Source organism: Thalassovita mediterranea (assembly GCF_001458435.1).
GTDB lineage: Bacteria > Pseudomonadota > Alphaproteobacteria > Rhodobacterales > Rhodobacteraceae > Thalassobius > Thalassobius mediterraneus.
In genome coordinates, this window is record NZ_CYSF01000017.1 from 1 (window position 1) to 25,033 (window position 25,033).

Sequence of the window (25,033 nt, forward strand, 5' to 3'; positions counted from 1 at the left end):
GGCGGGCGCGGCTTTGATTGAGGCGGTAGCTTTCGCCGTTCATCTCGAGGATGTTGACGTGGTGTGTCAGCCGGTCCAGCAGCGCGCCGGTCAGGCGTTCGGTGCCGAAGGTTTCGGTCCACTCCTCGAAGGGCAGGTTGCTTGTGATCAGGGTCGACCCTCGCTCGTAGCGCTGTGAGATCAGCTCGAACAGAAGCTCGGCGCCGGTTTTGCTCAAGGGGACGAATCCCAGCTCGTCGATGATCAGCAGTTTGACCTTGGCGAGTTTGCGCTGGAGTTGCAGGAGGCGTTTTTCGTCGCGGGCCTCCATCATCTCGTGCACGAGGGCTGCGGCGGTCACGAAGGCGACAGGCAATCCTTTCTGGCAGGCAGCCAGTCCCAGCCCGAGGGCGACATGGGTCTTGCCGGTGCCGGAGGGACCGAGCGCGATCACATTCTCCTTGCGTTCGATCCATTCGCAGCGCGCCAGCTCCAGCACCATCATCTTGTTGAGCGACGGGATCGCCTTGAAGTCGAAGCTGTCCAGGCTTTTGATGGTCGGGAACTTTGCGGCCTTGATCCGGCGTTCCACCATGCGCCGTTCCCGGTCGATCAGTTCCAGCTCGGTCAGCCGGGCCAGGTAACGCACGTGATCTACGCCTTCAGCGGCGCAGATACGGGCCTGCTTGTCATGTTCACGCAGGAACGTGGGCAGCCGAAGCGTTTTGAGATGGTGGGCCAGCAGCAGTTCGGGTGCATCCGTCATGCCCCACCTCCTGCCAGCAGGCTCATGTAGGATGCGGCGGAGGTGGTGGTGATGTTGGTTCTGGGCAGGAAGGGATAGACATCCAGATCCAGCCTCGGAGGCCTTTGCTCGACCCTGCACAAGATCAGGTGCTTGATTGCATCGAAGCTGACCGCTCCCATTCGCAGGGCATCTTTGACGGCAAGATGCAGCACGTCAATCTCGAAGCGCTCCAGAAGGCGCAGGACCTGCACATACTCGCGCTTGCCGGCCTTTCCCTGCCGGGCTTCCAGCAGTCGGCGCAGGGTTTTGAACGCTTCGGGCAACTCCCAGCCCTGCAGAGGCGCGGCCTGATCGAAGGACATGATCTTGCGTTCGATCAGCGCCAGGTAATGCAGTGGATCAAACACCATGTCGCCGGTGTCATAGGAGCGCGAATGCTCAGCGATCACCTCGGCGCCGCAGCCGATGACAACCCGGGTCACGAAGCCCTTGATCCAGACCGCACGGTGGCCGTAGGCAACCGGCACCGAGTAATCATTGCCGCGATAACGCACCACCGATGTCGATGTGACCTGGCCACTTTGCAACTCACAGGCCTCAAAGGGGGTGCCGGGCAAATCCCGCATCGCCGCGAGATCGGCCTTCAGCCGTTCCCCGATGCTGACCTTGTGGCCACGCAGAACATCACCCTGGCGCTTGCGGCACTGCTCTTCCAGGTGAGCGTTGAACGCGTGCCAGTCCGGAAAGGACGGGATCGGCACCATGAAGTTGCGACGTCCGTAGCCGACCAGCCCCTCCACGGCCCCTTTGTCATTGCCCTTGCCGGGACGGCCATAGCGGTCCCGGATCACGTAATGCGACAACATCGCGCTGAACCGCTGGGTTCTTTGCCGGGAGCCATCCGGCAGAATCCGGGCCACCAGACAGCGGTCATTGTCATAAAGAACCGACTGGGGAACCGCGCCGAAGAACGCAAAGGCATGGACATGGCCGTCAAGCCACGCCTCGGTATTGGCCGCAGGATAGGCCCGGATGTAGCATGCGTCGCTGTGCGGCAGATCGAGGGCAAAGAAGTGTGCCTTCTGCTCGACGCCGCCGATCACGACAAGCGCTTCACCAAAATCGGCCTGTGCATGACCGGGCGGATGGCTCAGCGGCACGAACATCTCCTTGCCGGTCCGCTTCCGGTCTCGAACGTAATCCTTGACGATGGTGTAGCTGCCATCAAAACCGCACTCGTCCCGCAACCGCTCGAAAATACGCTTGGCGGTGTGACGCTGCTTGCGAGGGCGGCTCCTGTCTTCAGCAAGCCATTGGTCCATCTGGCTGGTGAACGCATCCAGCTTCGGGCGCCTGATCGGCGCTGTCCGCCGATATCCCGGCGGTTCCGAATAGGCCAACATCTTCGCAACACTGTCCCGGCTGATCCCAAAATCCCGGGCAATCTGACGCCCGCTCAATCCATCCTGGAAATGAGCGTGACGCACCTTCAAATACAAGTCCACGGTGTATATCCCCAAGCCCTCCCGAAATCCGAAAGGGCAAAAGTGGACGACTTTTACGCCGCCCGCGACAACACTATGCCGTCGCTACCGTGGCCGAGTATTGCTCCGCCGTTCACACATAAGTTACAAACCGTACAAATTCGGGGATAACAACCTGTCGCTGATGGGCGACTACTACGGGATGCGGATGATCAACGAACGCTTCTGCCGTCTGGCGCGTTCCGTTTTTCTACCGATGCTGCGTCTACAGCCGCGGATTTCGTCCTTCCCGCCCGAGATCAAGACATTTTCGGATTACACCGATCAGGTGGAAAACTTTGTCTCGCTGACCACCAGTCGGATTGAAGCGCTGCGCGGATCGCAGATGCTGGTGATCCCGCCGGATTTCGTGTCGATGCTGACCAATAGCTATTATGGTGGCGATATCAGCGCCCTGCAGGTGGCGCGCACGGAATTTACCGGCACCGAACAGCGGGTGATCGAACTGGTATCCAACGGGCTGAACGAACAGCTGGAACTGGCCTGGCGCGATCTGATGCCTATCCATTTCGAATTGCAGGCACGTGAAGAGAACCTCAGTTTTGCCTCCTTCGCGGATGCCGATGATATGGTGATCAACTGTTCCTTTATGGTGCAGCTGCCCGATACGGATCCGGCGAACTTTGATGTGATTTACCCGCTGCAAACGCTGAAACCGATTGCCGCACAGCTGCGTTCGCGCATGCACTCTGACCTGATGGAAGAGGACATGACATGGCGCGAAAAACTGGAACAAGCGGTGCTGCAGGTGCCGCTGGACGTCACCGCCATTCTGGCCGAACCGCAACTGCCCCTTGGCCGCATTGGCCAGGTCGCGGCGGGCGACGTGGTGCCGGTGGCGATGACCCCTGCCCCGAAACTGATCGTCGAAGGCCGGCCCCTGTTTGATGCCGACCTTGGCGAAGCCTCTGGCAAATCTGCCCTGAACCTGACCCGCCGTCTGGCGGAAACCACCTCTTAAGATGCCCGCAACCGGCAAAGACCCCGAAGTAAAAGGATCGTTGTGATGAGTGATGACACCGTGATGGAAGAAACCGCAGGTCTGCCCGCCACCTCTGGCGCGGGTTTGCCGGATACCACGGATCAGGGCCTGCTCGGCGGGCTGGGCGTCCTCGACTCGGTCAAGGTACGCCTGACGGTGGAGGTTGGGCGCACCCAGATCACCATCGAGGATCTGCTGAAACTGAACGAAGGATCGGTTGTGGAACTGGACCGCATGGCGGGTGATCCGCTGGATATCCAGATCAACGGAACCACAATCGCCAAGGGCGAGGTCGTGGTGATCGGCGAACGCTTCGGCATCCGGTTTGGCGATATTGTCGACCCCAAGGATCGGGTGAACATCTGATCCATAAGCCCTAAAATCAGGGGGCGCCCGCCCCCTGCCATCCCCTAAAATCACGCAGGCCATGCGCCCGTGCGAATTTTGCTGCGCCAGTGGCAAATCGCGCGATCACTTGGCACGAAACATGCCCCCAATTGGTCATCAAGGCCGATAGGAGAGGCGTGTTATGGATATTGTCACAATTGATCAGCTGCTGACTGTGGGGGGCTTTCTGGCTGTCCTTTTGGCGGCGCTTTATGTGGTGCAGGCCAACAAGGGCAAGCTGAAGGGCAAACTGTCTACAGATCGCCGCATGGCGATTACCGAGGTGACCGCGCTGGGGGCAGACAGCCGCGCGATGTTGCTGGATGTAGACGGGCAAGAGTTTCTGATCGTCACCGCCAAACGTCAGGCACCGGTTGTGACCCCGCTGAATGTCAAAGCCGCAGCCGCAGCCCCTGCAGAGGTCGCCCAGATCGCACAGGTGGCCGCATGATGCGCGTGACTGCCCCCCTCCTCCTCATTACGGCGGCAACGCTCACCGCCTCCCCCGCCCTGTCGCAGGGCCTGCCCGCGCTGGAACTGATCGGCCCAGGCGGCGGTGAAAGTACGAAATACTCCCTCTCCCTGCAGATCCTCGCCCTGATGACCGCGCTGACGGTGCTGCCGTCGATTGTCCTGGGGATGAGCGCCTTTACCCGCATCATCATCGTCCTGTCGATCCTGCGTCAGGCATTGGGCACACAGCAGACGCCGCCCAATCAGGTGCTGGTGGCGATCGCGCTATTCCTTGGCTTCTTCGTCATGCAGCCGATGCTGACGCAAGTGTATGACAGCGCCGTTGCCCCCTATCTGGATGGCAACATGGCCGCGCCCGAGGCGCTGCAGCGTGCCCGTGTGCTAATCAGCGGCTTCCTGATCGAAAACACCCGCCAGAACGACCTGATGATGTTCATGGATCTGTCGGGCAGTGGCCCTTACGAGACAAATGAGGATGTACCGCTGTCGGTGATGCTGCCCGCCTTCATCACCTCGGAACTGAAAACCGCGTTTCAGATCGGGTTCCTGCTGTTCCTGCCATTTCTGGTGATCGACATGGTGATCGCATCGATCCTGATGGCGCTGGGTATGATGATGCTGTCGCCGATGCTGGTGTCGCTGCCGTTCAAGTTGCTGCTGTTTGTGCTGGTCGATGGCTGGGCGCTGACCATGGGGTCGCTTGTCAATTCATTCGCCAGCGGTGTCGGAGGATAAGAGATGGATTTTGACGCAAATATCGAACAGCTACAGATCGCCTACTGGAAGATCCTGATGACCGCTGGCCCCGTTCTGGGCATCGCGCTGGCCGTTGGTCTGACCGTTGGTATCATTCAGGCTGCCACCTCAATCAACGAGGCAACGCTGTCCTTCGTGCCGAAACTGGCCATCGTGCTGCTGACCATGGGCCTGGCATCCGGGTTCATGCTGACCACGATGTCAGACTACTTTATCCATATTTTTGAACTGGTTGCGAATATCCGCTGATGTTTATTGATCTGGTCACATATGACTCTGGCGTGCCGGGGATCGAAATATCAAGACTGCTTGATATCCTCCTCCTCTTCATGTTTGCGATGATCCGCATCGGGGCCTTTATCATGGCGGCGCCGATCACTGGCGCCCGTTTTGTGCCGGTGCAGGTGCGCATTGTGACTTCTGTGATCCTGACCATCCCGGTGATGGCCTATGCCGACCTTCCCACGGTCGAGGCGCTGACCAGCCCCGCCATCGTGGGAATGGTGCTGGGTGAAATTGCGCTGGGTGCCTCTGCTGGCCTCATCTTGTCCATCTTCTTTGCCGCCGCCACGGTGGCTGGCGATCGGATCGCGACCACCGCGGGCCTTGGCTTTGCGGCGCAGGTGGATCCGACGAACGGTGCCACCGCCCCCGTGATCTCGCAGCTGTTTAGCCTTGGCCTCTTGGTGCTGTTTGTGTCAACCGACAGCCATCTGACCGCGTTCCGGTTGGTTCTGGACAGCTACAACCACATCCCGCCCGGCACGGTCTTTGACTTCTCCGGCATTGCGCAGGCGGGTATTGATGCAGGCGGCCATATGTTTGCCCATGCGGCGAAACTGATGATGCCTGTGGTATCGGTCCTTCTGCTGGTCAACATGGGCATCGGCGTGATGACCCGTTCGGCCCCGCAGCTGAACATTTTCTCATTCGGCTTCCCCCTCACCCTCTCGGTCACCATGGTTCTTCTGTACCTTGGCGCGCCGGTGATGGGGCTGGCTTACGACAAACTGATCGAGGCAGCGATCGACGCGCTGACCCAGATGCTAACAGGAGCGGCAAATGGCTGAAGGTGGCGCAGGCGACAGTCAGGAAAAAACTGAGGAGCCAACCCCAAAAAAGAAAGCGGACGCTAGAAAGGAGGGCAAGACAGTCACCTCCAAAGAAATGTTCGTCTTCGCCTCTATGCTCAGCGCCATTGTGATTTTGATGGCTGGCAGTTTCGCAGGGCCCATTCTGGCCCGTGATTTTGCCAGCTTTTTCCGTTTTGGCACCGCCGCCAACTTTGACACGCTGATTATGACGCGCCTGCATGACTCACTGCGTCATGTGCTGATCATCGGCATGGTGCTGGGCGTGCCAATGCTGATTGCCACCGTGGCAATGCAGGCGGCGATGGGTGGCGGGATTCTGTTCGCCACCTCGAACCTCAAGCCCAAGTTTTCCAAACTGAACCTGTTTAAGGGCATCAAGCGCATGGTGTCCGCCAAAGCGCTGGTGGAACTGCTGAAGGCGGTGATGAAGGTGACCATGCTCAGCGCCGCCGCCGGTCTGGTTCTGTGGCAATGGCTGCCGCAACTGTCCACCACCGCGTTCATGGAGGCAGGATCGCAGTTTTCGATGCTGTCGTCGGTGTCCTATCAGGTGCTGATGGCGCTGGTTCTGGCGCTGGCGATCATCGGTGCGGTGGACCTGATCTGGCAAATCCACAGCATGAACAAACAGCTGAAAATGTCGCTGCAGGAAATCAAGGATGAGAGCAAACAGACCGAAGGTTCGCCCGAGGTCAAAGGCGCGATCCGCCGCAAACAGATGGAGGCCGCGCAAAACGGTGCCTCGCGCCGTGCCGCGCTGGACGATGTGAAGGACGCCACCGCGATCATCACCAACCCCAAACACTTCTCCGTCGCGCTGCGCTATGTTCCCGGTGAGGATGACGCCCCCCGCGTTCTGGCATTGGGCGAAGGCGCTATGGCGTTCCAGATCCGCGAACTGGCGAAGGAACATGATGTGACCATCCTGCCGGTGCCGCCGCTGGCCCGTGCGCTTTACTTTACCTCACCGCTTGGTGGGGAAATTCACCCCGGTCTTTATGCGGCAGTGGCGACCATTCTGGCCCACGTCTACCATCTGGATCAGGACCCCGATGCCGATCTGCCGGACGTAGATCTGCCCGATGACTTCCGCTTCAACGAACATGGCAAGAAAGCTGCATGATGATCGTGACCGCCCCAATCGGCGCCCTTATGAAAGGACAATTTGATGCTGAACCGTGAACGTGGCTCTTACGGCCAGATGATTTCCACACTGTGTTTTGCCGGCGTTGGCCTGTTCCTGCTGAGCGAGGTAGCCGTGCGCGAAGGTGAACCCCTGAAGGTGGCCTTTATGGGATTTTGCGCAGTGTTGTCCCTTGCTGGCGCAGTGCGATTTCAAATCGCGCGCGTGGCCTCTTGGCTGGGCCGAGAATGATCGCGCATTTCGCAATCATTACCCTATTCGTCAGCGAGCGTCAGTATGTCTGCCTGACAGCCACTGCCCAGCGCAGCAACATTTAAGAGACACCAAAAGAAAACGGGTGGCCGAGGGGACCACCCGTTTTCGTCGGAGAGAGAGATATTGCTGCGGAGGCGGTATTTTTAGGGGACAAACCGCCCCCGCAGACTTGAGGAAACTTTGTTAGAAAACCCGCGCTGGATCAGATCACGGTGTTCGACAGGACAGGAATAAACCACAGCCAGAACATCGTCCCGGTCAGCAGGAAGGGCGCCATCCACCAGCCTGACGGCAAGATCGGAGAGGCATCATCCTGACGCTTGTTCACATCAGAACCGAAACCAACGGGGTGCTGCGTCCCGAAAGCGGCGTTTTGGATCTGTGTCGACATGGCGTCCGTCCTTTCGTTGAATGCCAGCCTGTGCTGTGCATGTTTTCGATGTACCCAGCATTGCGCAAACCACCCCGCCAGCGCCAGATCACATAGGGCGACCAAACGGGCGATTTCGTCTGGGACTACCAACGAAAGTATGTATTTATTTCCTTAACACACGGTGAATGGGTTCAAATCCGCTCATCTTTCTGTGTTCGCACGAATCCAGACCACCCGAACGCCCACATGCAGAACACCGCCCACAGCGCTTGGCGGCGCGTCTTTTGCCGCTCTCAGCTGCGCGCGGCGAGCGTCAGTTGCACGGGTGGCAGGCCGTCAATCTGCCCTACCAGCTGATCGCCCGCGACCACCGCGCCAACGCCTGCTGGTGTGCCCGTCAGGATGACATCGCCCGCGCCCAATGTATAAAATTGCGACAGGTCCATCAGCACCGCGCCAACCCCATGGATCATCTGATCCAGCTGTGCCGACTGCCGCATGTCGCCATTGACCGCCAGCGTGATCGACTGTTCGGCCACAGGGCCCCAATCTGTTGCACGTACCAAGGGCGCCAATACCGCAGATCCTTCGAAATCCTTGCCCAGATCCCACGGGCGGCGCTTTTCCTTGGCTTTGGCTTGCAGATCGCGGCGCGTCATGTCGAGCGCGCAGCCATAGCCAAGCACCGACTGCAATGCAGTCTCAGGGCTGGAACGATCCACGGCCCCGCCCAGCGCTACGGCCAATTCCATTTCGTGATGCAGGTCCGCAGTGCCCGGCGGATAGGGTAGCCGGGTACCGCTTTCGATCACCGAGTGGGCCGATTTGGTGAAATAAAACGGCGCCTCGCGGTCAACCTCGGCCCCCATTTCACGGGCGTGCGCCTCGTAATTGCGCCCCACACAGAAAATGCGTCGCACCGGATAGCGTGCCGCTTCGCCCTGCATGGCTACGGACACGACATTTGATGGCTGAAACACATATTCGGACATGGGCGCACTCCTGCTACTTGCGATGTGCCGCCAGAAAACCCCTCTTTGCGCAAAACAACAAGGCCCGCCAGAACGTCCCCTTTCGGAAACTCCGCCGCGTCAAATCGTAACAAAAAGATGACAAGCACAGTCATATATCAACAAATTCACTAGCGAGGCCCGTGTTTTCCACATATACCCCGCCCCCAAGCCATCCGGCCAGGCACCTTCAAGGAGGACAGTTGCTTGCTCGATCTTAGCGATCTGCGCGTTGAACTTGGCGCGCATTACGACCTTAGCCCCAATCAGAAACTCGCCGACAGCATGTCTGACATCTACGCGCGCATGGACCGCGTTGTGTCGCCCCCCGACTGGGTGGTCTATGCGCCCTACGTCAAGGCGATCAACGAGTTGAAGAAAGAGCGCAACGCAGCCATTCTGGCCCACAACTACATGACGCCCGATATCTACCACGGTATTTCTGACGTTGTAGGGGACAGCCTGCAACTGGCGATCGAGGCTACCAAGGTAGAAGCAGACGTCATCGTCCAAGCGGGCGTGCACTTCATGGCGGAAACCTCAAAAATCCTGAACCCGTCGAAAACAGTGCTGATGCCGGATATGGAAGCGGGCTGTTCGTTGGCCTCTTCCATCACGGCCGAAGGGATCGCAGAAATGCGCGCCAAATATCCTGGTGCGCCGGTTGTCACCTATGTGAACACCACCGCCGAGGTGAAGGCCGCGTCTGACATCTGCTGCACCTCATCCAATGCCGCGCAGATCGTCGCGGCGATGGATAGTGACACGGTGATCATGACGCCGGATCAGTATCTGGCGCAAAACGTCGCGAAACAGGTGCCGCAGAAAAACGTCGTCTGGTGGGAAGGGTCCTGCATCGTGCATGAACGCTACACCGCGCAGGACCTGCGCGAGTTCCGCGAATGGAACCCCGGCACTCGCATCATCGCGCACCCCGAATGCCCCCCTGATGTAGTAAACGAAGCGGACTTCTCCGGCTCGACCTCGGGCATCATTTCTTATGTCGAGAAAGAGCGCCCCGAAAAGGCGATGCTGGTGACGGAATGTTCCATGGCCTCCAACATTTCGGACGCGCTGCCGGATGTGGATTTTGTCGGACCCTGCAACATGTGCCCCTTCATGAAGAAGATCACGCTGGAAAAGGTCCTCTATAGCCTGCACACCATGTCCACCCCTGTGGAAGTGGACCCAGAGGTCGCCGAAGGCGCGCGTCTGGCGGTGCAGCGGATGATCGACGTCAGCCGCAAGATGGGCCTCTAAGCCCAAACGGGAAGACAGACTTGGCCGTATCCTCACAGCCTATCACCACCGATCGCATCGTGATCGTCGGCGCCGGATTGGCGGCGCTTTATGCGGCGCTGCATCTGGCGCCGCGCCCTGTTTTGATGATCTCCCCCGATCCGTTGGGCGAAGGGGCATCGTCGGCTTGGGCGCAGGGCGGTGTGGCGGCTGCGATGCGCGATCCCGACAGTCCCGACAGCCATTCCAGCGACACCTTGGCAGCAGGGGCAGGCACGGTGGATGCAGCGGTGGCGGCGCGGGTCACGCGTGAGGCGCGCGATCACATTCTGGACCTCACCCGCCTTGGTACGCCGTTCGACCGCGACGCAGATGGCGGTTATGTCCTGTCGCGTGAGGCCGCACACAGCTACGCCCGCGTGGTCCGTGTGAAAGGCGATCAAGCCGGGGCCGAGATCATGCGCGCCCTGATCGCAGAGGTGGCCGCAACCCCATCTGTTCAGGTGCTGGAGGGCGTGCTGGCCTCTGGTCTGGAAACGACGGACGACAGCGTTACCGGCGTCTGGGTCGACCCCGCCACGGGCGACAAAGCACCAGTGCTGATCAACGCCCCTGCGGTTTTGCTGGCGGGCGGTGGATCTGGCGGGCTTTACAAACTGACCACCAACCCACCGCGCATTCGTGGGCAGGTGATCGGCATGGCCGCCCGCGCCGGTGCGGTGATTGCCGATGCCGAATTTGTGCAATTCCACCCTACCGCCATCGACATGGGCGAAGATCCCGCACCACTGGCGACCGAGGCGCTGCGCGGGGAAGGCGCGGTTTTGGTCAACGCAGACGGTCACCGTTTCATGACCGACGTGCATCCTGACGCCGAACTGGCGCCCCGTGATGTGGTCGCCCGCGCGATCTACGCCGAAACCCAAGCAGGCCGCAAACCCGCGCTGGACACCCGCGACGCCATCGGTGCGGCAATCAAGACGCAGTTTCTAGCGGTGGCCGAAGCCTGCGCGCGTGCCGGTCTGGACCCAGAGGTGCAGACCATCCCCGTCGCCGCCGCCGCGCATTATCACATGGGCGGGATTGCTGTAGATGCCGAAGGGCGTGCATCGCTGCAAAACCTCTGGGTTTGTGGCGAAGCCTCCTCAACCGGTCTGCATGGGGCGAACCGCCTTGCCTCCAACGGGCTACTAGAGGCGCTGGTCTATGGCCGCATCTGCGCCCGTGACATCGCCGCCTCGGTGCCGGATACGAAGGATGCCGAAGCCGTCGACCTCACCTTCACCGGCACCGGCACACATCCTGATCCGCAGGCTGTCGAAGCGCTGCGCCAATGCATGACCGATAACGTCGGCGTCCTGCGCGATGCAAGCGGCCTAGAACAGGCGCTGCACCAGATCGCCACGCTGGAGGCCGCCCATGCCCCCTGCCCCAATTTCACCAACATGACCGCCACCGCCACGCTGATCACTGCCGCAGCCCTCATGCGGCAGGAAAGCCGTGGCGCCCACTGCCGGCTTGATTTCCCAGACACGAACGGCGACACCGGACAGCGTAGCCGCCTGACCCTGACAGAGGCGCTCGCGCTGCGCCAAAGATACGAGTGATCCATCATGACTTATGCCACCCTGCCTGACCTGATCCTGGAACCACTGGTGAAATCCGCCTTGATGGAGGATTTGGGCACCTATGGCGACATCACCACCCGCGCGGTCATCCCCGCCGATGTGCGCTACACCGCACGGCTGAACGCCCGCGCTGACGGTGTGGTGTCGGGCATGCAGGTGGCGGCGATTGCCTTTCGCCTTGTCGATCCCACGCTGGACATTCGCCCGCTGAAACAGGACGGCGACGCGATCGCCAAGGGCGACACCTTGATGGAAATCGAAGGCCCCGCCGCCTCAATCCTATCCGGTGAACGTGTGGCGCTGAACTTTGCCGGTCGCCTGACGGGGATCGCCACCCTGACCGCCAGCTTCGTGCAACAGACCGCAGGCACCAAAACCCGCATCACCTGCACCCGCAAAACCACACCGGGCCTGCGCATCGTGGAAAAACAGGCCGTGCTGCATGGCGGCGGATTCAACCATCGTTTCAGCCTATCCGACGCGATCCTGATCAAGGACAACCACATCGCCGCCGCCGGTGGTGTGCGTGCCGTGCTGGAGGCCACCAAGGCCCACGCCAGCCACATGGTGCGGGTGGAGATTGAGGTGGACACCTTGACCCAGCTGGACGAGGTGCTGAGTGTTGGTGGCGCAGACGTGGTGCTTCTGGACAACATGGACACCCCCACCCTTCGTGAGGCGGTGGCAATGAACGCGGGCAAAATGGTGCTGGAAGCGTCTGGTAATATGAAGCTGGAGCGGATCGCCGACGTGTCGGCCACCGGTGTGGACTATATCTCTTCCGGTGCGCTGACCCATTCGGCGCAAACCTTGGATCTGGGGCTGGATTTCTGATCCAGAAATCTGCCCACACTTATAGCGGTCGCTTAAAAATTCAGCACAGGATGCCGTAAACCCACGGCACCCCCGCGTTAAGTTTGCACAAAAATGCTGCGATGCGGAAAATCCGGGCGCCATAGCCACGGAACCGCGCCGCCATGCCCAAGAACCTCTCTATCATTATCGTCGAAAAGGACTGCGACCGCGCGGGCCAGATCGTCGATGGTCTAACCGCATCGGGTGATCACGATATCACCGTTATCTCTGACGAAAGTGGGCTCGCCCGACGCATCGCCGCGCTTGATCCTGATGTGGTGTTGATCGACATGGCCAACCCTTCGCGCGACGCGCTGGAAGAGCTGGCGCTAGCCTCTGGCCCGATGGAACGTCCCGTGGCGATGTTTGTCGACCAATCCGACGGTGCGCTGACCAAAGCGGCGATTGAGGCGGGTGTTTCCGCCTACGTCGTGAACGGCCTGCAACAGGAACGCCTGACCCCCATTCTGGATGCCGCGATCACCCGCTTCCACATGGTCAGCCGCATGCGGACTGAGCTGGAGGCGACACGCCGCGCCCTTGAGGAACGCAAAACAATCGACCGCGCCAAGGGTATCCTGATGAAGGCCCGCGGCATCAGCGAGGATGAGGCCTACGCGCTGCTGCGCAAGGCGGCGATGGATCAGGGCCGCAAACTGCCCGAGGTGGCAGAGGCACTGGTCAGCACAGCGGGGCTATTGTCATGAATATGCGTGTGCCTGTGGGCTATATCCCCCTTGTTGATGCGGCGCCGCTGATCATTGCCCGCGAATTGGGTTTTGATGAGGAAGAAGGGCTACAACTGGACCTGTACCGCGCGCCCAGCTGGTCGGCGCTGCGCGATTATCTGGCACTGGGACATGTGGAGGCGGCGCACCTACTGGCACCGCTGCCGATTGCCACCGCCCTTGGCCTCGGCGGATCGGCACAGCCGCTGGAGGTGCTGTCGGTTCTTTCGCTCAACGGCAATGTCATCGGGCTGAGCCCAGCCGTAGCCGATCAATTGCGCCGCAGCGGACATGGGTTTGACTTCAATAATGCGGTCGCGGCCGGTCAAGCGCTGCTGGGCCTTGATCAGCCCTTGCGCGTTGGCATCCCTTTCCCGTTTTCCATGCACGCGGAGCTGCTGTTTTACTGGCTGGATGCCATCGGCCTGCCACAAGACCGCCGCCCCAGTATCCACACTGTCCCCCCACCCCTGATGGCCGAAGCGATGGCCAAGGGCGAAATCGACGCCTTCTGCGTGGGCGAACCGTGGGGCACGATGTCAGTTGAAAACGGCGTTGGGGAATTGCTGCTGCCGGGTCAGGCCATCTGGCAAAGCGCCCCGGAAAAGGTGCTGGCCACGCGCCACGGCTGGGCCGACAGACACCCCGACATCGCTGGCCGGCTGATCCGCAGCCTGTGGCGCGCAGGTCGCTGGCTGGGTCAAGCACAGAACATGACCACCTGCGCCGAAATCCTGTCGCGCCCCGAACATCTGGGCGTATCGCCGGACCTGATCGACCGTGCCCTGTCGGGGCGTTTGGTGATCTCCGCACGCGGTGAGGAACGGCAGGTGCCGCGTTTTGTCGACTTCTTCGAAGGGGCCGCCACCTTCCCATGGCAATCGCAGGCCGCGTGGATCGGCGTGCAACTAGCGCGTCGCCATGGCGGCGATCCTGTCAAAGCCGCAGAGATTGCCAAAGGCGTCTTCCGCAGTGATCTGCACCGCCAACATCTGGCGCAGGTGACCCGTGGATTGCCCGGTGCATCCTCCAAAGTCGAAGGCGCATTGACCCATCCCAGCGCGCTGGGATCGGCAAATGGGCGGCTGATCCTGCCGCCCGATTCCTTCTTTGATGGCCGGATTTTTGATCTTGAACAGATTGTCTGACTAAAAAATGAGCAGACCCCAACGTCAAATGCGGCAGCGCAGCAAAATCGGATCAATTTCCTTGCTGCACTGCCGTGAAGGCCTCAGGATCGTACTCAACCGGAACAATGGCGTTCCGATATATAGCGCAACCCCTCTCCTCCCTTTTGGGGTCGCGTTACACCGGAGCAAAGCCGCTCGACCAATCTGCCCACCCTTCCGAGGCAGAGAAGTCGAGCGGCTTTTTTCGTTTTCACCACAGGGACTTGGGACGCCCGCCAAAGAACTGCAACAGAGGACTTGATATGAAACGCCTTACTTTGAAAACCGCTTCACTGCTTGCTGCCAGCACCCTCCTGACCTCGCCTGCGATGGCGGAACTGCTGGACGTTGAAAAGGATGAGCTGAAATTCGGCTTCATCAAACTGACCGACATGGCGCCCCTCGCCGTGGCCTATGAAAAGGGGTATTTCGAGGACGAAGGCCTGTTTGTCACACTGGAAGCACAGGCCAACTGGAAGGTGCTGCTGGACGGTGTGATCTCTGGCACTTTGGACGGTGCGCACATGCTGGCCGGTCAACCGCTGGCCGCAACCATCGGCTATGGCACCGAGGCGCATATCATCACCCCCTTCTCGATGGATCTGAACGGTAACGGCATCACCGTATCGAACGAAATCTGGGCTGAGATGAAACAGCACATCCCCCATGATGACGCGGGCAAGCCGATCCACCCCATCTCTGCCTCTGCGCTGAAACCGGTGGTCGAGGCCTACGCCGAAGAGGGCAAGCCGTTCAACATGGGCATGGTGTTCCCCGTATCCACCCACAACTACGAACTGCGTTACTGGCTGGCCGCTGGCGGGTTGGAGCCGGGGTTCTATTCGCCAGAGGATGTGAGCGGCCAGATCGGCGCCGATGTTCTGCTGTCTGTAACCCCACCGCCGCAGATGCCAGCCACGATGGAGGCAGGCACCATCTACGGCTACTGCGTGGGTGAGCCGTGGAACCAGCAGGCCGTGTTCAAAGGCATCGGTGTGCCGGTGATCACCGACTATGAACTGTGGAAGAACAACCCTGAAAAGGTCTTTGGCCTGTCGGCTGAGTTCCAGCAGGAAAACCCGCAGACCACGCTGGCCATCACCAAAGCGCTGATCCGCGCCGCCATGTGGCTTGATGAAAACGACAACGCCAACCGCCCCGAAGCGGTGGAAATCCTCAGCCGGTCCGAATACGTGGGCGCGGATTATGACGTGATCGCCAATTCGATGACCGGCACCTTTGAATACGAAAAAGGGGACAAGCGCGACGTGCCCGATTTCAACGTGTTCTTCCGCTACAACGCCACCTACCCCTACTATTCGGACGCTGTCTGGTACCTGACCCAGATGCGCCGCTGGGGTCAGATCGCCGAGGCCAAGCCTGACAGCTGGTACGATGAGATCGCCAAGTCGGTCTACAAGCCGGAAATCTATCTGGAAGCAGCCAAAATGCTGGTCGAAGAAGGTCTGGCGGATGAAGCAGACTTCCCCTGGGACAGCGACGGCTACAAGGCCGCGACGCCTGCCGCCGACATCATTGACGGCATCCCCTACGACGGTCGCACCCCCAACGCCTATCTGGACAGCCTGCCGATCGGCCTGAAAGGCGAACAGAAGGTCGTGGGCAGCGACATTCAGGGCTAATCACCTCTTCCCCGAGTGGCCCTAAAAACTAGGGGGGCGGCACAGCCCGCCCCCGCCTTTTCCCTTCACTGATCGCTCCAGCCAGGACACCTCGCCATGACTGCCATCGACCCGCAAACCCTCTCCGAAGCGGAGAAATCCGCCGAGAAAGAAGCCCGACAGGCCCGCATTTTCACCCGCATCAACCGCATGGACGGCTGGTTTCAAGTGCTGGGTCTGGCGTGGCTGACCCCGATCCTGAAAGCCGCCGCCGGTGACAACCCGCGTGCCCAGATGAAAGAGGTCTGGCAGCTGTTGGGCGTGCCGCTGATCGCCATCGCGGTCTTCCTCATCGCGTGGGGTACGCTGGCGCCCAAGGTGCAGACCTCGCTGGGGGCAATCCCCGGTCCTGTGCAAGTATGGGAGCAGGTAGGCAACCTTCACGCCGATCATTTGCGCGAAAAAGACAAGGCTGCCGCGTTTTATGAACGCCAAGACGCCCGCAATGCCAAGCTGATCGAGGCGGGCAAAGCCGATAAGGTCAAGCAACGCACCTACACTGGGAAGCCGACCTATTATCAGCAAATCTGGACCTCGATCACCACGGTCTTCTTCGGCTTCCTCATCGCCACGGTGGTCGCTGTTCCCGTTGGCATCGCCGCTGGCCTCAGCAAAACCGCGAACGCTGCGGTGAACCCGCTGGTGCAAATCTTCAAACCCGTGTCGCCGCTGGCGTGGTTGCCGATTGTGACGATGATCGTATCGGCGGTTTACACCACCAATGACGGCATGTTCTCCAAGTCTTTCCTGATCTCGGCGATCACCGTGACGCTCTGTTCGCTGTGGCCCACCTTGATCAACACCGCGCTGGGGGTGTCCAGCATCGACAAAGACCTCGTCTCTGTCTCCAAGGTGCTGAAAATGAACACATGGACCAAGATCACTAAACTGGTCCTGCCCTCGGCGCTGCCGCTGATCTTTACCGGGCTGCGCCTCAGCCTGGGTGTGGGCTGGATGGTGCTGATCGCCGCTGAAATGCTGGCGCAGAACCCCGGTCTGGGCAAGTTCGTCTGGGATGAGTTTCAGAACGGGTCCAGTCAGTCACTGGCCAAGATCATGGTCGCCGTCTTTACCATCGGCATCATCGGCTTCCTTCTGGACCGTGTGATGTATGCCCTGCAGTCCCTGTTCACCTTCACGAACAACCGGTGATCGACATGTCTATGATTTCTTTCAAAAACCTCTGCAAATCCTATGGCGAAGGCCAACATCGCCATGACGTGCTGAAAAACATCAACCTCGACGTGAAAGAGGGGGAGTTTCTGGTCCTCCTCGGCTTCTCCGGCTCTGGCAAGACCACCTTGGTGAATATGATGGCGGGTCTGGATACCCCCACCAGCGGGGAAATCACGTTCAAGGGCAAGCCGATCGACGGTCCCGGTCCTGAGCGCGGCGTGATCTTTCAAAGCTATTCCCTGATGCCATGGCTGACCGTTGCGGGCAACGTGGGGCTGGCGGTGGACACGATCTTCCCCAACCTCAGCAAGGCGGACCGCGCTGAAAAGGTGGCGCATTACGTGAAAATGGTGGGCCTCAGCCACGCGATGACACGTCGTCCGGCGGAACTGTCTGGCGGTATGCGCCAACGGGTCAACGTGGCCCGTGCGCTGGCGATGAACCCAGAGGTTCTGTTGCTGGACGAACCGCTGTCGGCACTGGATGCGCTGACCCGCGCCAATCTGGCGGATGAGATTCTGGAGATCTGGGATGCAGACAAGAAAACCTGCGTGCTGATCACCAATGACGTGGATGAGGCGGTGATAATGGCTGATCGCATCATCCCGCTGAACCCTGATGGCACCTTGGGTGAGGCGTTCACCGTTGACATCCCCCGCCCCCGCGACCGGATGGAGATGAACCACCACGACGGGTTCAAGAAACTGCGCGGTGAGATCACCAAATACCTGATGGATGTAGGCATCGAGGCCAAGTCAGAGGCCACCCGCACCCTGCCCAACGTGGAACCGATCCACGGTGTTCCGGCCGCTGTCGCTGACGCGCAGAAGGGTATGATCGACAACAACTTCCTCGACTTTTCCCAGCTGCATAAAATCTACCCCACCCCTAAGGGTCCGCTGACCGTGGTGGAGGATTTTAACCTGAAACTGAATCGTGGGGAGTTCATCTCGCTCATCGGGCATTCGGGTTGTGGCAAATCCACCGTGCTGACTATGGCAGCGGGTCTAAACTCGATTAGCAAAGGCGGTATCCGTCTGGATGGCCGCCATGTTGAAGGCGCAGATCCCGAACGCGCGGTGGTGTTCCAATCACCAAACCTGTTCCCGTGGCTCAGCGCGCGCGAAAACTGCGCCATTGGCGTTGATAAGGTTTACCCCAAGGCGTCGCAGGCCGAACGTCAGGACGTGGTGGAATACTATCTGGAACGTGTGGGTCTGGCCGATGCGATGGACCGCCCTGCCAGTTCGATGTCAAACGGCATGCAGCAACGTGTAGGCATCGCCCGCGCCTTTGCCCTGTCGCCCAAATTGCTGCTCTTGGATGAACCCTTCGGCATGCTTGACAGCCTGACCCGCTGGGAGTTGCAGGAGGTGCTGATGGAGGTCTGGGACCGCACCAAGGTGACCGCGATCTGTGTGACCCATGATGTGGATGAGGCAATCCTGCTGGCAGACCGCGTGGTGATGATGACCAATGGGCCGCAGGCCACAGTCGGTAAAATTGTCGACGTTAATCTGCCGCGTCCACGTACGCGCAAGGCGCTGCTGGACCATCCAGATTACTACACCTTCCGCCAAGAGGTTCTTGATTTCCTTGAGGAATACGAACACGGCGCGAAACCGAAACCCCAAGCCGCCGCAACAGGCAAACCCAAAGCAGCCTGAGGGTCACAATGAGCGTTTCCTTCACCATATCGCAAGCATTTGCTGCCAGCCTGCCCTTCTCAACACCGAAGGAGGATGCGGATGAATTTGCTCAGCAAGGACGAGGTTGCCCTGATCCAAGGGGCCTATCGGGCGCTTGGACCCAGCAAAGGTTTTCTGACCAACAGTTTCTATCGTCGTTTGTTCGCCATCGCGCCGCAGGCACGCCCGCTGTTCCCGCAGGATATGGACGAACAGCTAAAGAAACTGGAACACATGCTGGACCTGTTGGTGGACAACCTGCACCAGCCGATGTTCTTCATGGGCAAGTTGAAACGGCTGGCCAAACGCCATGTCGGCTATGGGGCGCAGCCAGAACACTACGCGTTGGTGGGCGAGGCGCTGATTTTTGCCCTCAACGATATCACCCCCGGCGGGCTGCCCGACAAGGAACGGGCGCTCTGGGTCGAAATCTACACCGCAATTTCCAACACGATGATCGAAACGGCCTACTCCAAGGCGTCATAAACGGGCAGCCCCCTGCCCGCGTCATCGGGCAAGGAGGCAGTCATGTCTAAAAAACTCGTCGTAATTGGGGCCGGAATGGCCTCGGGGCGGATGCTGGAAACCCTGTTTGACGCAGATCCAGCCGCCTATGATGTCACCCTGTTCAACACTGAGCCGCGTGGCAACTACAACCGGCTGATGCTATCGCCGGTGCTGTCGGGCGAAAAAACCTACGCGGAAATCGTCACCCATGATGACGATTGGTACGCACAGCACAACGTCACCTGCCGCTTTGGCGAACGGGTGGTGCATATCGACCGCGACCGCAAGGTGGTTGTAGGCGAAAACGGTGAGGTGCCTTATGACAAGCTGGTGCTTGGCATGGGCTCCACCCCCTTCATGATCCCGCTTCCTGGCCATGATCTGGACGGCGTGATCCCCTACCGCGATCTGGAAGACACCGAGCGGATGATGGGCCTTGGCGCCAAGACGGGGTCCAAGGCCGTGGTCATCGGCGGTGGTCTGTTGGGTCTGGAAGCGGCCGCTGGCATGGCGGCACAGGGCGTCGACGTCACCGTGGTCCACATCATGGGCCACCTGATGGAACGTCAGCTGGATCCGGCAGCAGGATACCTCTTGCGCAAGGCGCTGGTGGATAAGGGCATCACCGTGATGTGCAACGCCAATTCCAAGGAAATCCTTGGGCAGGATGGCAAGGTGCGCGCGCTGCTCTTGGACGATGGCACCGAATTGCCCTGCGATCTGCTGGTCATGGCCGTGGGCATCCGACCCGCCACCGCCTTGGGTGAGGCGGCTGGTCTGGCCACCGGTCGCGGCATCCATGTGGACGATCAGATGGTGACCTCGGACGCGGATATTCTGGCGCTGGGGGAATGTGTGGAACACAACGGCGCGGTCTTCGGCCTTGTCGCGCCGCTTTATGATCAGGCGAAGGTGCTGGCGCAGACCCTGCTGGGCCAAGAGGCCACCTTTGTGAACAAAGAGGTGTCGACCAAGCTGAAGGTCACCGGTTGTGACCTGTTCAGCGCTGGCGATTTCGCCGAAGGCGACGACCGCGAAGACATTGTCTTTCGCGATCCGGCCCGTGGCGTCTACAAACGCCTGATCCTCAAGGACAATCGCATCATCGGGGCGGTGATGTACGGCGACACCGCCGATGGCGCGTGGTTCTATGGCATGATCAAGGATGGCACCGATGTGTCGGACATGCGCGATACGCTGATCTTTGGGCCAGCCTACCAAGGGGGGGCCGCGCTGGACCCTATGGCGGCCGTTGCAGCCTTGCCGGATGAGGCAGAGATTTGCGGCTGCAACGGCGTTTCCAAAATCGACATCGTGACCGCCATTCAGGGCGGCGCCACCACGCTGGGTGACATTCGCGCCACGACCAAGGCCTCGGCCTCTTGCGGGACATGCACGGGGTTGGTGGAACAGCTGATGGGCACCACGCTGGGCGATGATTTTGTCATTCCCACCGATCAGGCCATCTGCGGCTGCACCGATCTGACTCATGAGGCGCTGCGCCGCCTGATCAAATCGCAAGAACTGAAAAGTCAGGAAGCGGTCTGGCAGGAACTGGGTTGGCAGACGTTGAACGGCTGTCACACCTGTCGCCCGGCGGTGAACTACTACCTGCTGGCCGATTGGCCGCTGGAGTATGCCGACGATCCACAGTCCCGTTTTGTCAACGAACGCCGCCACGCCAACATCCAGAAGGACGGCACCTATTCCGTGGTTCCCCGCATGTGGGGCGGCATCACCACACCGGATGAGCTGCGCGCGATTGCCGATGCGGCGGACAAATACAACGTCCCCACGGTCAAGGTCACAGGCGGACAGCGCATCGACCTGTTGGGGGTGAAACGTGAGGATCTGCCCGCGATCTGGTTCGACCTCAATCAGGCTGGCATGGTATCAGGCCACGCCTATTCCAAGGGGCTGCGCACGGTGAAAACCTGTGTGGGCACCGACCATTGCCGCTTTGGCACGCAGGATTCCACCGGTCTGGGCATCAAGCTGGAGAAGGAGCTGTGGGGTTCTTGGACGCCGCACAAGCTGAAACTGGCGGTTTCTGGCTGTCCGCGCAACTGTGCTGAGGCGACGTGCAAAGACATCGGCGTGATCTGCGTGGATTCGGGCTATGAAATCTCCGTCGGCGGGGCTGCGGGGATGGAGGTCAAGGAAACAGAGCTCCTGTGCAAAGTCGCCACCGAGGCAGAGGCGATGGAGGTGATCTGCGCCTTTACCCAGCTTTACCGTGAACAGGCCAAATATCTGGACCGCATCTATAAATGGGTCGCCAAGGTCGGCCTTGAGTGGTGCAAGGAACAGGTGGTTGATGATCTGGAAAACCGCCGCGCATTGGCAGACCGGTTTGAGGTGTCGCAGTCGGTCTATCGCACCGATCCCTGGGCCGAACAGGCACGCCCCGAACCCGCCAAACAATTCACCCCGATCGCTGATCTGACACTGGAGGCTGCGGAATGAGCTGGCTTGATATCGGACCCGTTGACCAAATCCCCCTGCGTGGCGCGCGCGTTGTGAAAACCCGCGTCGGCTGCGTGGCCCTGTTTCGCACTGCGGTGGATGAGGTGTTCGCCACCTCGGATCGCTGCCCGCACAAGGGCGGCCCGCTGTCAGAGGGCATCGTGCATGGCCGCGCGGTAACCTGCCCGCTGCACAACTGGGTGTTTTCGCTGGAAACCGGTCAGGCGCAGGGCGCGGATGAGGGATCCATCGACACCTACGCCGTGCGGGTCGAGGGTGGGAAAATCCTGCTCGACACCAGCCGGTTTGAGGCGGTTGCCGCTGCCTGACAAAGCCCCAACTTAGCACAGGCCGCTAACTCAGGGTCGCTAACTTGGGGGTGAGGCCCCGGATCACGTCCGGGGCAGGTTTCCAAAACGCGCAACCGCCCCGGACGTGATCCGGGGCCTCTGCCAAAACGACTGCAACAGGACCGCCCGATATGAGCAAAACGATCAAGACCACCTGCCCCTATTGCGGCGTCGGCTGCGGTGTTCTGGCCACCTTGAAAGACGGTCAGGTCAGCGTGAAGGGCGATCCTGACCACCCCGCCAACAAGGGCCGCCTGTGTTCCAAGGGATCGGCCTTGGCCGAAACGCTGGCGCTGGACGGACGGTTGTTGAAACCCGTGGTACATAGCGCGGAAACCACTTGGGACAACGCGCTGGATGAGGTGGCGACGCGGTTCAAACAGACGATTGCCAAACACGGACCGGATTCAATTGCGCTTTATGTCTCGGGCCAGTTGCTGACAGAGGATTACTATGTCGCCAACAAGCTGATGAAGGGCTTCATGGGCACCGCCAACATCGACACCAATTCGCGGCTGTGCATGGCATCCTCGGTTGCAGGGCACAAACGGGCCTTTGGTGCCGATACTGTGCCCGGCAATTATGAGGATCTGGAACAGGCGGACCTGCTGGTTCTTGTGGGATCAAACCTCGCATGGTGTCATCCTGTTTTGTATCAACGGGTTGCAGCGGCCAAGGCGGCGCGCCCGAACATGCGCATCATCAACATCGACCCGCGCCACACCGCGACGTCGGATCTGGCCGATCTGCATCTGGCCGTGGCCCCCGGCAGCGATGTGGCGTTGTTCAACCACCTTTTGTGCGCCATCCACGAACAGGGCGCGGTGGACAGCGCCTATGTCGCGGCGCATGTGAATGGGTTTGATGCGGCGCTAGAGGCCGCCAGTTCCGGTGATGTGTCGGTCACTGGCCTGCCCCGCGCCGACATCGACGCCTTCACCCGCGCATGGGTCGGCACCGAAAAGGTTGTTACAATCTATTCGCAGGGGGTAAACCAATCCACTGCTGGCGCGGATAAGGTCAACGCCATCCTCAACTGTCATCTGGCCACAGGCCGCATTGGCCGCGCGGGCATGGGGCCCTTTTCCGTCACCGGACAGCCCAATGCCATGGGCGGACGTGAGGTGGGCGGGCTGGCCAATATGCTGGCCTGTCACATGGATCTGGAAAACGCAGGCCATCGCGCCACGGTGCGCGAGTTTTGGCAGGCCCCGCAGATGCCCGACGCGGCGGGGCTGAAGGCCGTAGATATGTTCCGCGCCGTGGGCGATGGACGGATCAAGGCGCTGTGGGTCATGTGCACGAACCCCGTCGTTTCCCTGCCAGAGGCGGACCGGGTGAAAGAGGCGATCGAGGGCTGTGATTTCGTTGTGGTATCGGACATGTACGGCGACACAGACACCGCAAAACTGGCCGACGTGCTGCTGCCCGCCACCGGCTGGGGCGAAAAAACCGGCACCGTCACCAATTCCGAACGCTGCATTTCGCGGCAACGTTCCTTCCTACCTGCGCCCGGTGAGGCACGCCATGATTGGGACGTGCTGGCAGACGTGGGTCGGCGCATGGGCTGGCAGGCGGCGTTTGATTATGAAACACCGGCAGAGGTGCTGCGCGAATATGCGGCGCTGTCAGGTCTGGCGGCTGGTCATGGGCGGGATTTCGATATCTCGGCCCTCAGCGATCTGTCGAATGAGGATTATGACGACTTCACCCCGCAGCACTGGCCAATCAGCGCGGATCGCAACGGCGGACGGTTCTTTGCCGATGGGCAATTCTACACCCCCTCGGGCAAGGCCAATATGCTGCCCCTGCACCACCGCTCGCCTGCAAATGCCCCCACGGCCGCGCATCCCTTTGTGCTGAACACCGGCCGCATTCGTGACCAATGGCACACGATGAGCCGCTCGGGCCTTGCGCCGCGCCTCAGCCAGCATATGGGCGAGCCCTATGTGGAAATTCATCCTCGCGATGCTGAGGATCTGGGCCTGAAAGCTGCCGATCTGGCAGAGGTGACATCGCCCCATGGCCGCGCCGTTTTGCGGGTGCTGATCAGCGATAAAATGCGCCGTGGGGAGGTGTTCGCCCCGATGCACTGGACCGGCACCCATGCCTCTGACGGGCGCATCGACGCGCTGGTCGCGGCGGAGGTGGACCCGGTGTCCGGCCAACCCGAAAGCAAGGCAAGTCCAGTGAAAATCACCAAGCTGCAGGCGGCGTGGTACGGATATGCGGTGACCCATGACAAATCGGTGGTCGACACAGATTATTGGGCCATCGCCCGCGTCGGCAACGGCTGGCAGGCGGAATTGGCAGGCATGACCGCGCCTGAGGATTGGGAGGACGAGGCGCGCAGGCTCTTTGACCTAGCGGGCGCAGATGTACAGGTGGTGCAGGATCCCGCGCGCGGCCTGTTCCGACTGGCCGCGCATCGGGGCGGCCAACTGATCGCCGCACTGTTCATCGCCCCCGCCCCTGTTGAACTGGCTCGCAGCCATCTGATCGGGCAGCTGGGCGGCAATGATTCGGGCGCCTTAGCGGGCCGTGCAGGGGCCAATCAGCCCGATCCGGGCGCCACGATCTGCGCCTGTTTCAACGTGGGCGTGAATACGATAATTGAGGCGATTAATCTGCAAAACCTGATCAGCGTGGAACAAATCGGTGCCGCGCTGAACGCTGGCACGAACTGCGGTTCTTGCAGGCCGGAACTTGCGGCAATTCTGGCCTCAGCCCAACACCGCGAAGCGGCGGAGTGACGGCGCCTGCCCCTTTAAAACATGTAGCGAAAACGCTATTTTAGCG

The 25,033-nt window shown here is 60.4% G+C and carries 24 protein-coding genes; 20 read left to right on the plus strand and 4 right to left on the minus strand.

Features of this window, described 5'->3' with window-relative positions:
* Both istB and istA read right to left on the minus strand, forming a co-directional pair.
* Positions 1-745: IS21-like element helper ATPase IstB (gene istB / locus TM5383_RS13615; protein WP_058319605.1), on the minus strand; the 745-nt coding region annotated here is incomplete at its 3' end.
* Positions 742-2,241 carry an IS21 family transposase gene (istA, locus tag TM5383_RS13620; RefSeq protein WP_139246466.1) on the minus strand — a complete coding sequence of 500 codons (1,500 nt, stop codon included), beginning with the start codon at positions 2,239-2,241 and terminating at the stop codon, positions 742-744. The genes istB and istA, both read right to left, overlap by 4 nt.
* On the opposite strand from istA, the gene fliM reads away from it, so the two are divergent.
* The 8 genes from fliM to TM5383_RS13660 all read left to right on the plus strand — a co-directional run bounded on the left by fliM (position 2,234) and on the right by TM5383_RS13660 (position 7,339).
* Entirely contained in the window at positions 2,234-3,232 is a 999-nt protein-coding gene (fliM, locus tag TM5383_RS13625) for a flagellar motor switch protein FliM (protein WP_269431436.1), read from the plus strand. The two genes, istA and fliM, sit on opposite strands and share 8 nt — an antisense overlap.
* 45 nt (positions 3,233-3,277) lie before the next feature.
* Positions 3,278-3,619, plus strand: a complete 342-nt coding sequence (gene fliN / locus TM5383_RS13630) for a flagellar motor switch protein FliN (protein ID WP_082645494.1) — start codon at positions 3,278-3,280, stop codon at positions 3,617-3,619.
* Positions 3,620-3,782: 163 nt separating this feature from the next.
* Complete coding sequence (locus TM5383_RS13635; RefSeq protein ID WP_058319606.1) at positions 3,783-4,091, plus strand: hypothetical protein; 309 nt, start codon at positions 3,783-3,785, stop codon at positions 4,089-4,091.
* A complete protein-coding gene (fliP, locus tag TM5383_RS13640; RefSeq protein WP_058319855.1) occupies positions 4,091-4,849 on the plus strand; it encodes a flagellar type III secretion system pore protein FliP in 759 nt (252 codons plus the stop codon). The genes TM5383_RS13635 and fliP overlap by 1 nt, the downstream gene beginning before the upstream one ends.
* Before the next feature lie 3 nt (positions 4,850-4,852).
* Complete coding sequence (fliQ, locus tag TM5383_RS13645) at positions 4,853-5,119, plus strand: flagellar biosynthesis protein FliQ (RefSeq protein WP_058319607.1); 267 nt, start codon at positions 4,853-4,855, stop codon at positions 5,117-5,119.
* Positions 5,119-5,940 carry a flagellar biosynthetic protein FliR gene (gene fliR / locus TM5383_RS13650; RefSeq protein WP_058319608.1) on the plus strand — a complete coding sequence of 274 codons (822 nt, stop codon included), beginning with the start codon at positions 5,119-5,121 and terminating at the stop codon, positions 5,938-5,940. The genes fliQ and fliR overlap by 1 nt, the downstream gene beginning before the upstream one ends.
* On the plus strand, positions 5,933-7,087 hold the full coding sequence (gene flhB, locus TM5383_RS13655) for a flagellar biosynthesis protein FlhB (protein ID WP_058319609.1): 1,155 nt from the start codon (positions 5,933-5,935) through the stop codon (positions 7,085-7,087). The genes fliR and flhB overlap by 8 nt, the downstream gene beginning before the upstream one ends.
* A 45-nt stretch (positions 7,088-7,132) precedes the next feature.
* Positions 7,133-7,339: a hypothetical protein gene (locus tag TM5383_RS13660; RefSeq protein WP_058319610.1), complete on the plus strand. Its 207-nt coding sequence runs from the start codon at positions 7,133-7,135 to the stop codon at positions 7,337-7,339.
* Between the two features lie 226 nt (positions 7,340-7,565).
* Here the strand turns inward: TM5383_RS13660 and TM5383_RS13665 are convergent, their stop codons facing one another.
* Entirely contained in the window at positions 7,566-7,754 is a 189-nt protein-coding gene (locus TM5383_RS13665; RefSeq protein WP_058319611.1) for a hypothetical protein, read from the minus strand.
* Between the two features lie 275 nt (positions 7,755-8,029).
* Complete coding sequence (locus tag TM5383_RS13670) at positions 8,030-8,728, minus strand: fumarylacetoacetate hydrolase family protein (RefSeq protein WP_058319612.1); 699 nt, start codon at positions 8,726-8,728, stop codon at positions 8,030-8,032.
* Positions 8,729-8,953: 225 nt separating this feature from the next.
* Between TM5383_RS13670 and nadA the strand changes: the two genes are divergently transcribed.
* From nadA to TM5383_RS13730, 12 genes are all read left to right on the plus strand, one after another.
* Positions 8,954-10,006 (plus strand): quinolinate synthase NadA, encoded by a 1,053-nt coding sequence (nadA, locus tag TM5383_RS13675; RefSeq protein ID WP_058319613.1) that lies wholly within the window; start codon positions 8,954-8,956, stop codon positions 10,004-10,006.
* 20 nt (positions 10,007-10,026) lie between these two features.
* Complete coding sequence (locus TM5383_RS13680) at positions 10,027-11,592, plus strand: L-aspartate oxidase (protein ID WP_058319614.1); 1,566 nt, start codon at positions 10,027-10,029, stop codon at positions 11,590-11,592.
* Positions 11,593-11,598: 6 nt separating this feature from the next.
* Positions 11,599-12,447 carry a carboxylating nicotinate-nucleotide diphosphorylase gene (nadC, locus tag TM5383_RS13685; RefSeq protein ID WP_058319615.1) on the plus strand — a complete coding sequence of 283 codons (849 nt, stop codon included), beginning with the start codon at positions 11,599-11,601 and terminating at the stop codon, positions 12,445-12,447.
* Positions 12,448-12,590: 143 nt separating this feature from the next.
* The gene (locus TM5383_RS13690) at positions 12,591-13,175 is read left to right on the plus strand and encodes an ANTAR domain-containing response regulator (RefSeq protein ID WP_058319616.1); all 585 of its coding nucleotides are present in this window, start codon (positions 12,591-12,593) and stop codon (positions 13,173-13,175) included.
* The gene (locus TM5383_RS13695; protein ID WP_306345460.1) at positions 13,172-14,344 is read left to right on the plus strand and encodes a CmpA/NrtA family ABC transporter substrate-binding protein; all 1,173 of its coding nucleotides are present in this window, start codon (positions 13,172-13,174) and stop codon (positions 14,342-14,344) included. Before TM5383_RS13690 ends, TM5383_RS13695 begins: the two co-directional genes overlap by 4 nt.
* Before the next feature lie 284 nt (positions 14,345-14,628).
* Positions 14,629-16,008 carry a CmpA/NrtA family ABC transporter substrate-binding protein gene (locus TM5383_RS13700; protein WP_058319618.1) on the plus strand — a complete coding sequence of 460 codons (1,380 nt, stop codon included), beginning with the start codon at positions 14,629-14,631 and terminating at the stop codon, positions 16,006-16,008.
* A 96-nt stretch (positions 16,009-16,104) separates the two neighbouring features.
* Entirely contained in the window at positions 16,105-17,199 is a 1,095-nt protein-coding gene (locus tag TM5383_RS13705) for an ABC transporter permease (protein WP_058319619.1), read from the plus strand.
* Between the two features lie 5 nt (positions 17,200-17,204).
* Positions 17,205-18,890: an ABC transporter ATP-binding protein gene (locus TM5383_RS13710; protein ID WP_058319620.1), complete on the plus strand. Its 1,686-nt coding sequence runs from the start codon at positions 17,205-17,207 to the stop codon at positions 18,888-18,890.
* An 81-nt stretch (positions 18,891-18,971) separates the two neighbouring features.
* A complete protein-coding gene (locus TM5383_RS13715) occupies positions 18,972-19,397 on the plus strand; it encodes a globin domain-containing protein (RefSeq protein ID WP_058319621.1) in 426 nt (141 codons plus the stop codon).
* A 42-nt stretch (positions 19,398-19,439) separates the two neighbouring features.
* Entirely contained in the window at positions 19,440-21,884 is a 2,445-nt protein-coding gene (gene nirB / locus TM5383_RS13720) for a nitrite reductase large subunit NirB (protein ID WP_058319622.1), read from the plus strand.
* Positions 21,881-22,213: a nitrite reductase small subunit NirD gene (nirD, locus tag TM5383_RS13725; RefSeq protein ID WP_058319623.1), complete on the plus strand. Its 333-nt coding sequence runs from the start codon at positions 21,881-21,883 to the stop codon at positions 22,211-22,213. Before nirB ends, nirD begins: the two co-directional genes overlap by 4 nt.
* A gap of 152 nt (positions 22,214-22,365) precedes the next feature.
* Positions 22,366-24,987, plus strand: coding sequence for a nitrate reductase (locus TM5383_RS13730; RefSeq protein WP_058319624.1), 2,622 nt, complete (start codon positions 22,366-22,368; stop codon positions 24,985-24,987).
* Positions 24,988-25,033: the final 46 nt, after the last annotated feature.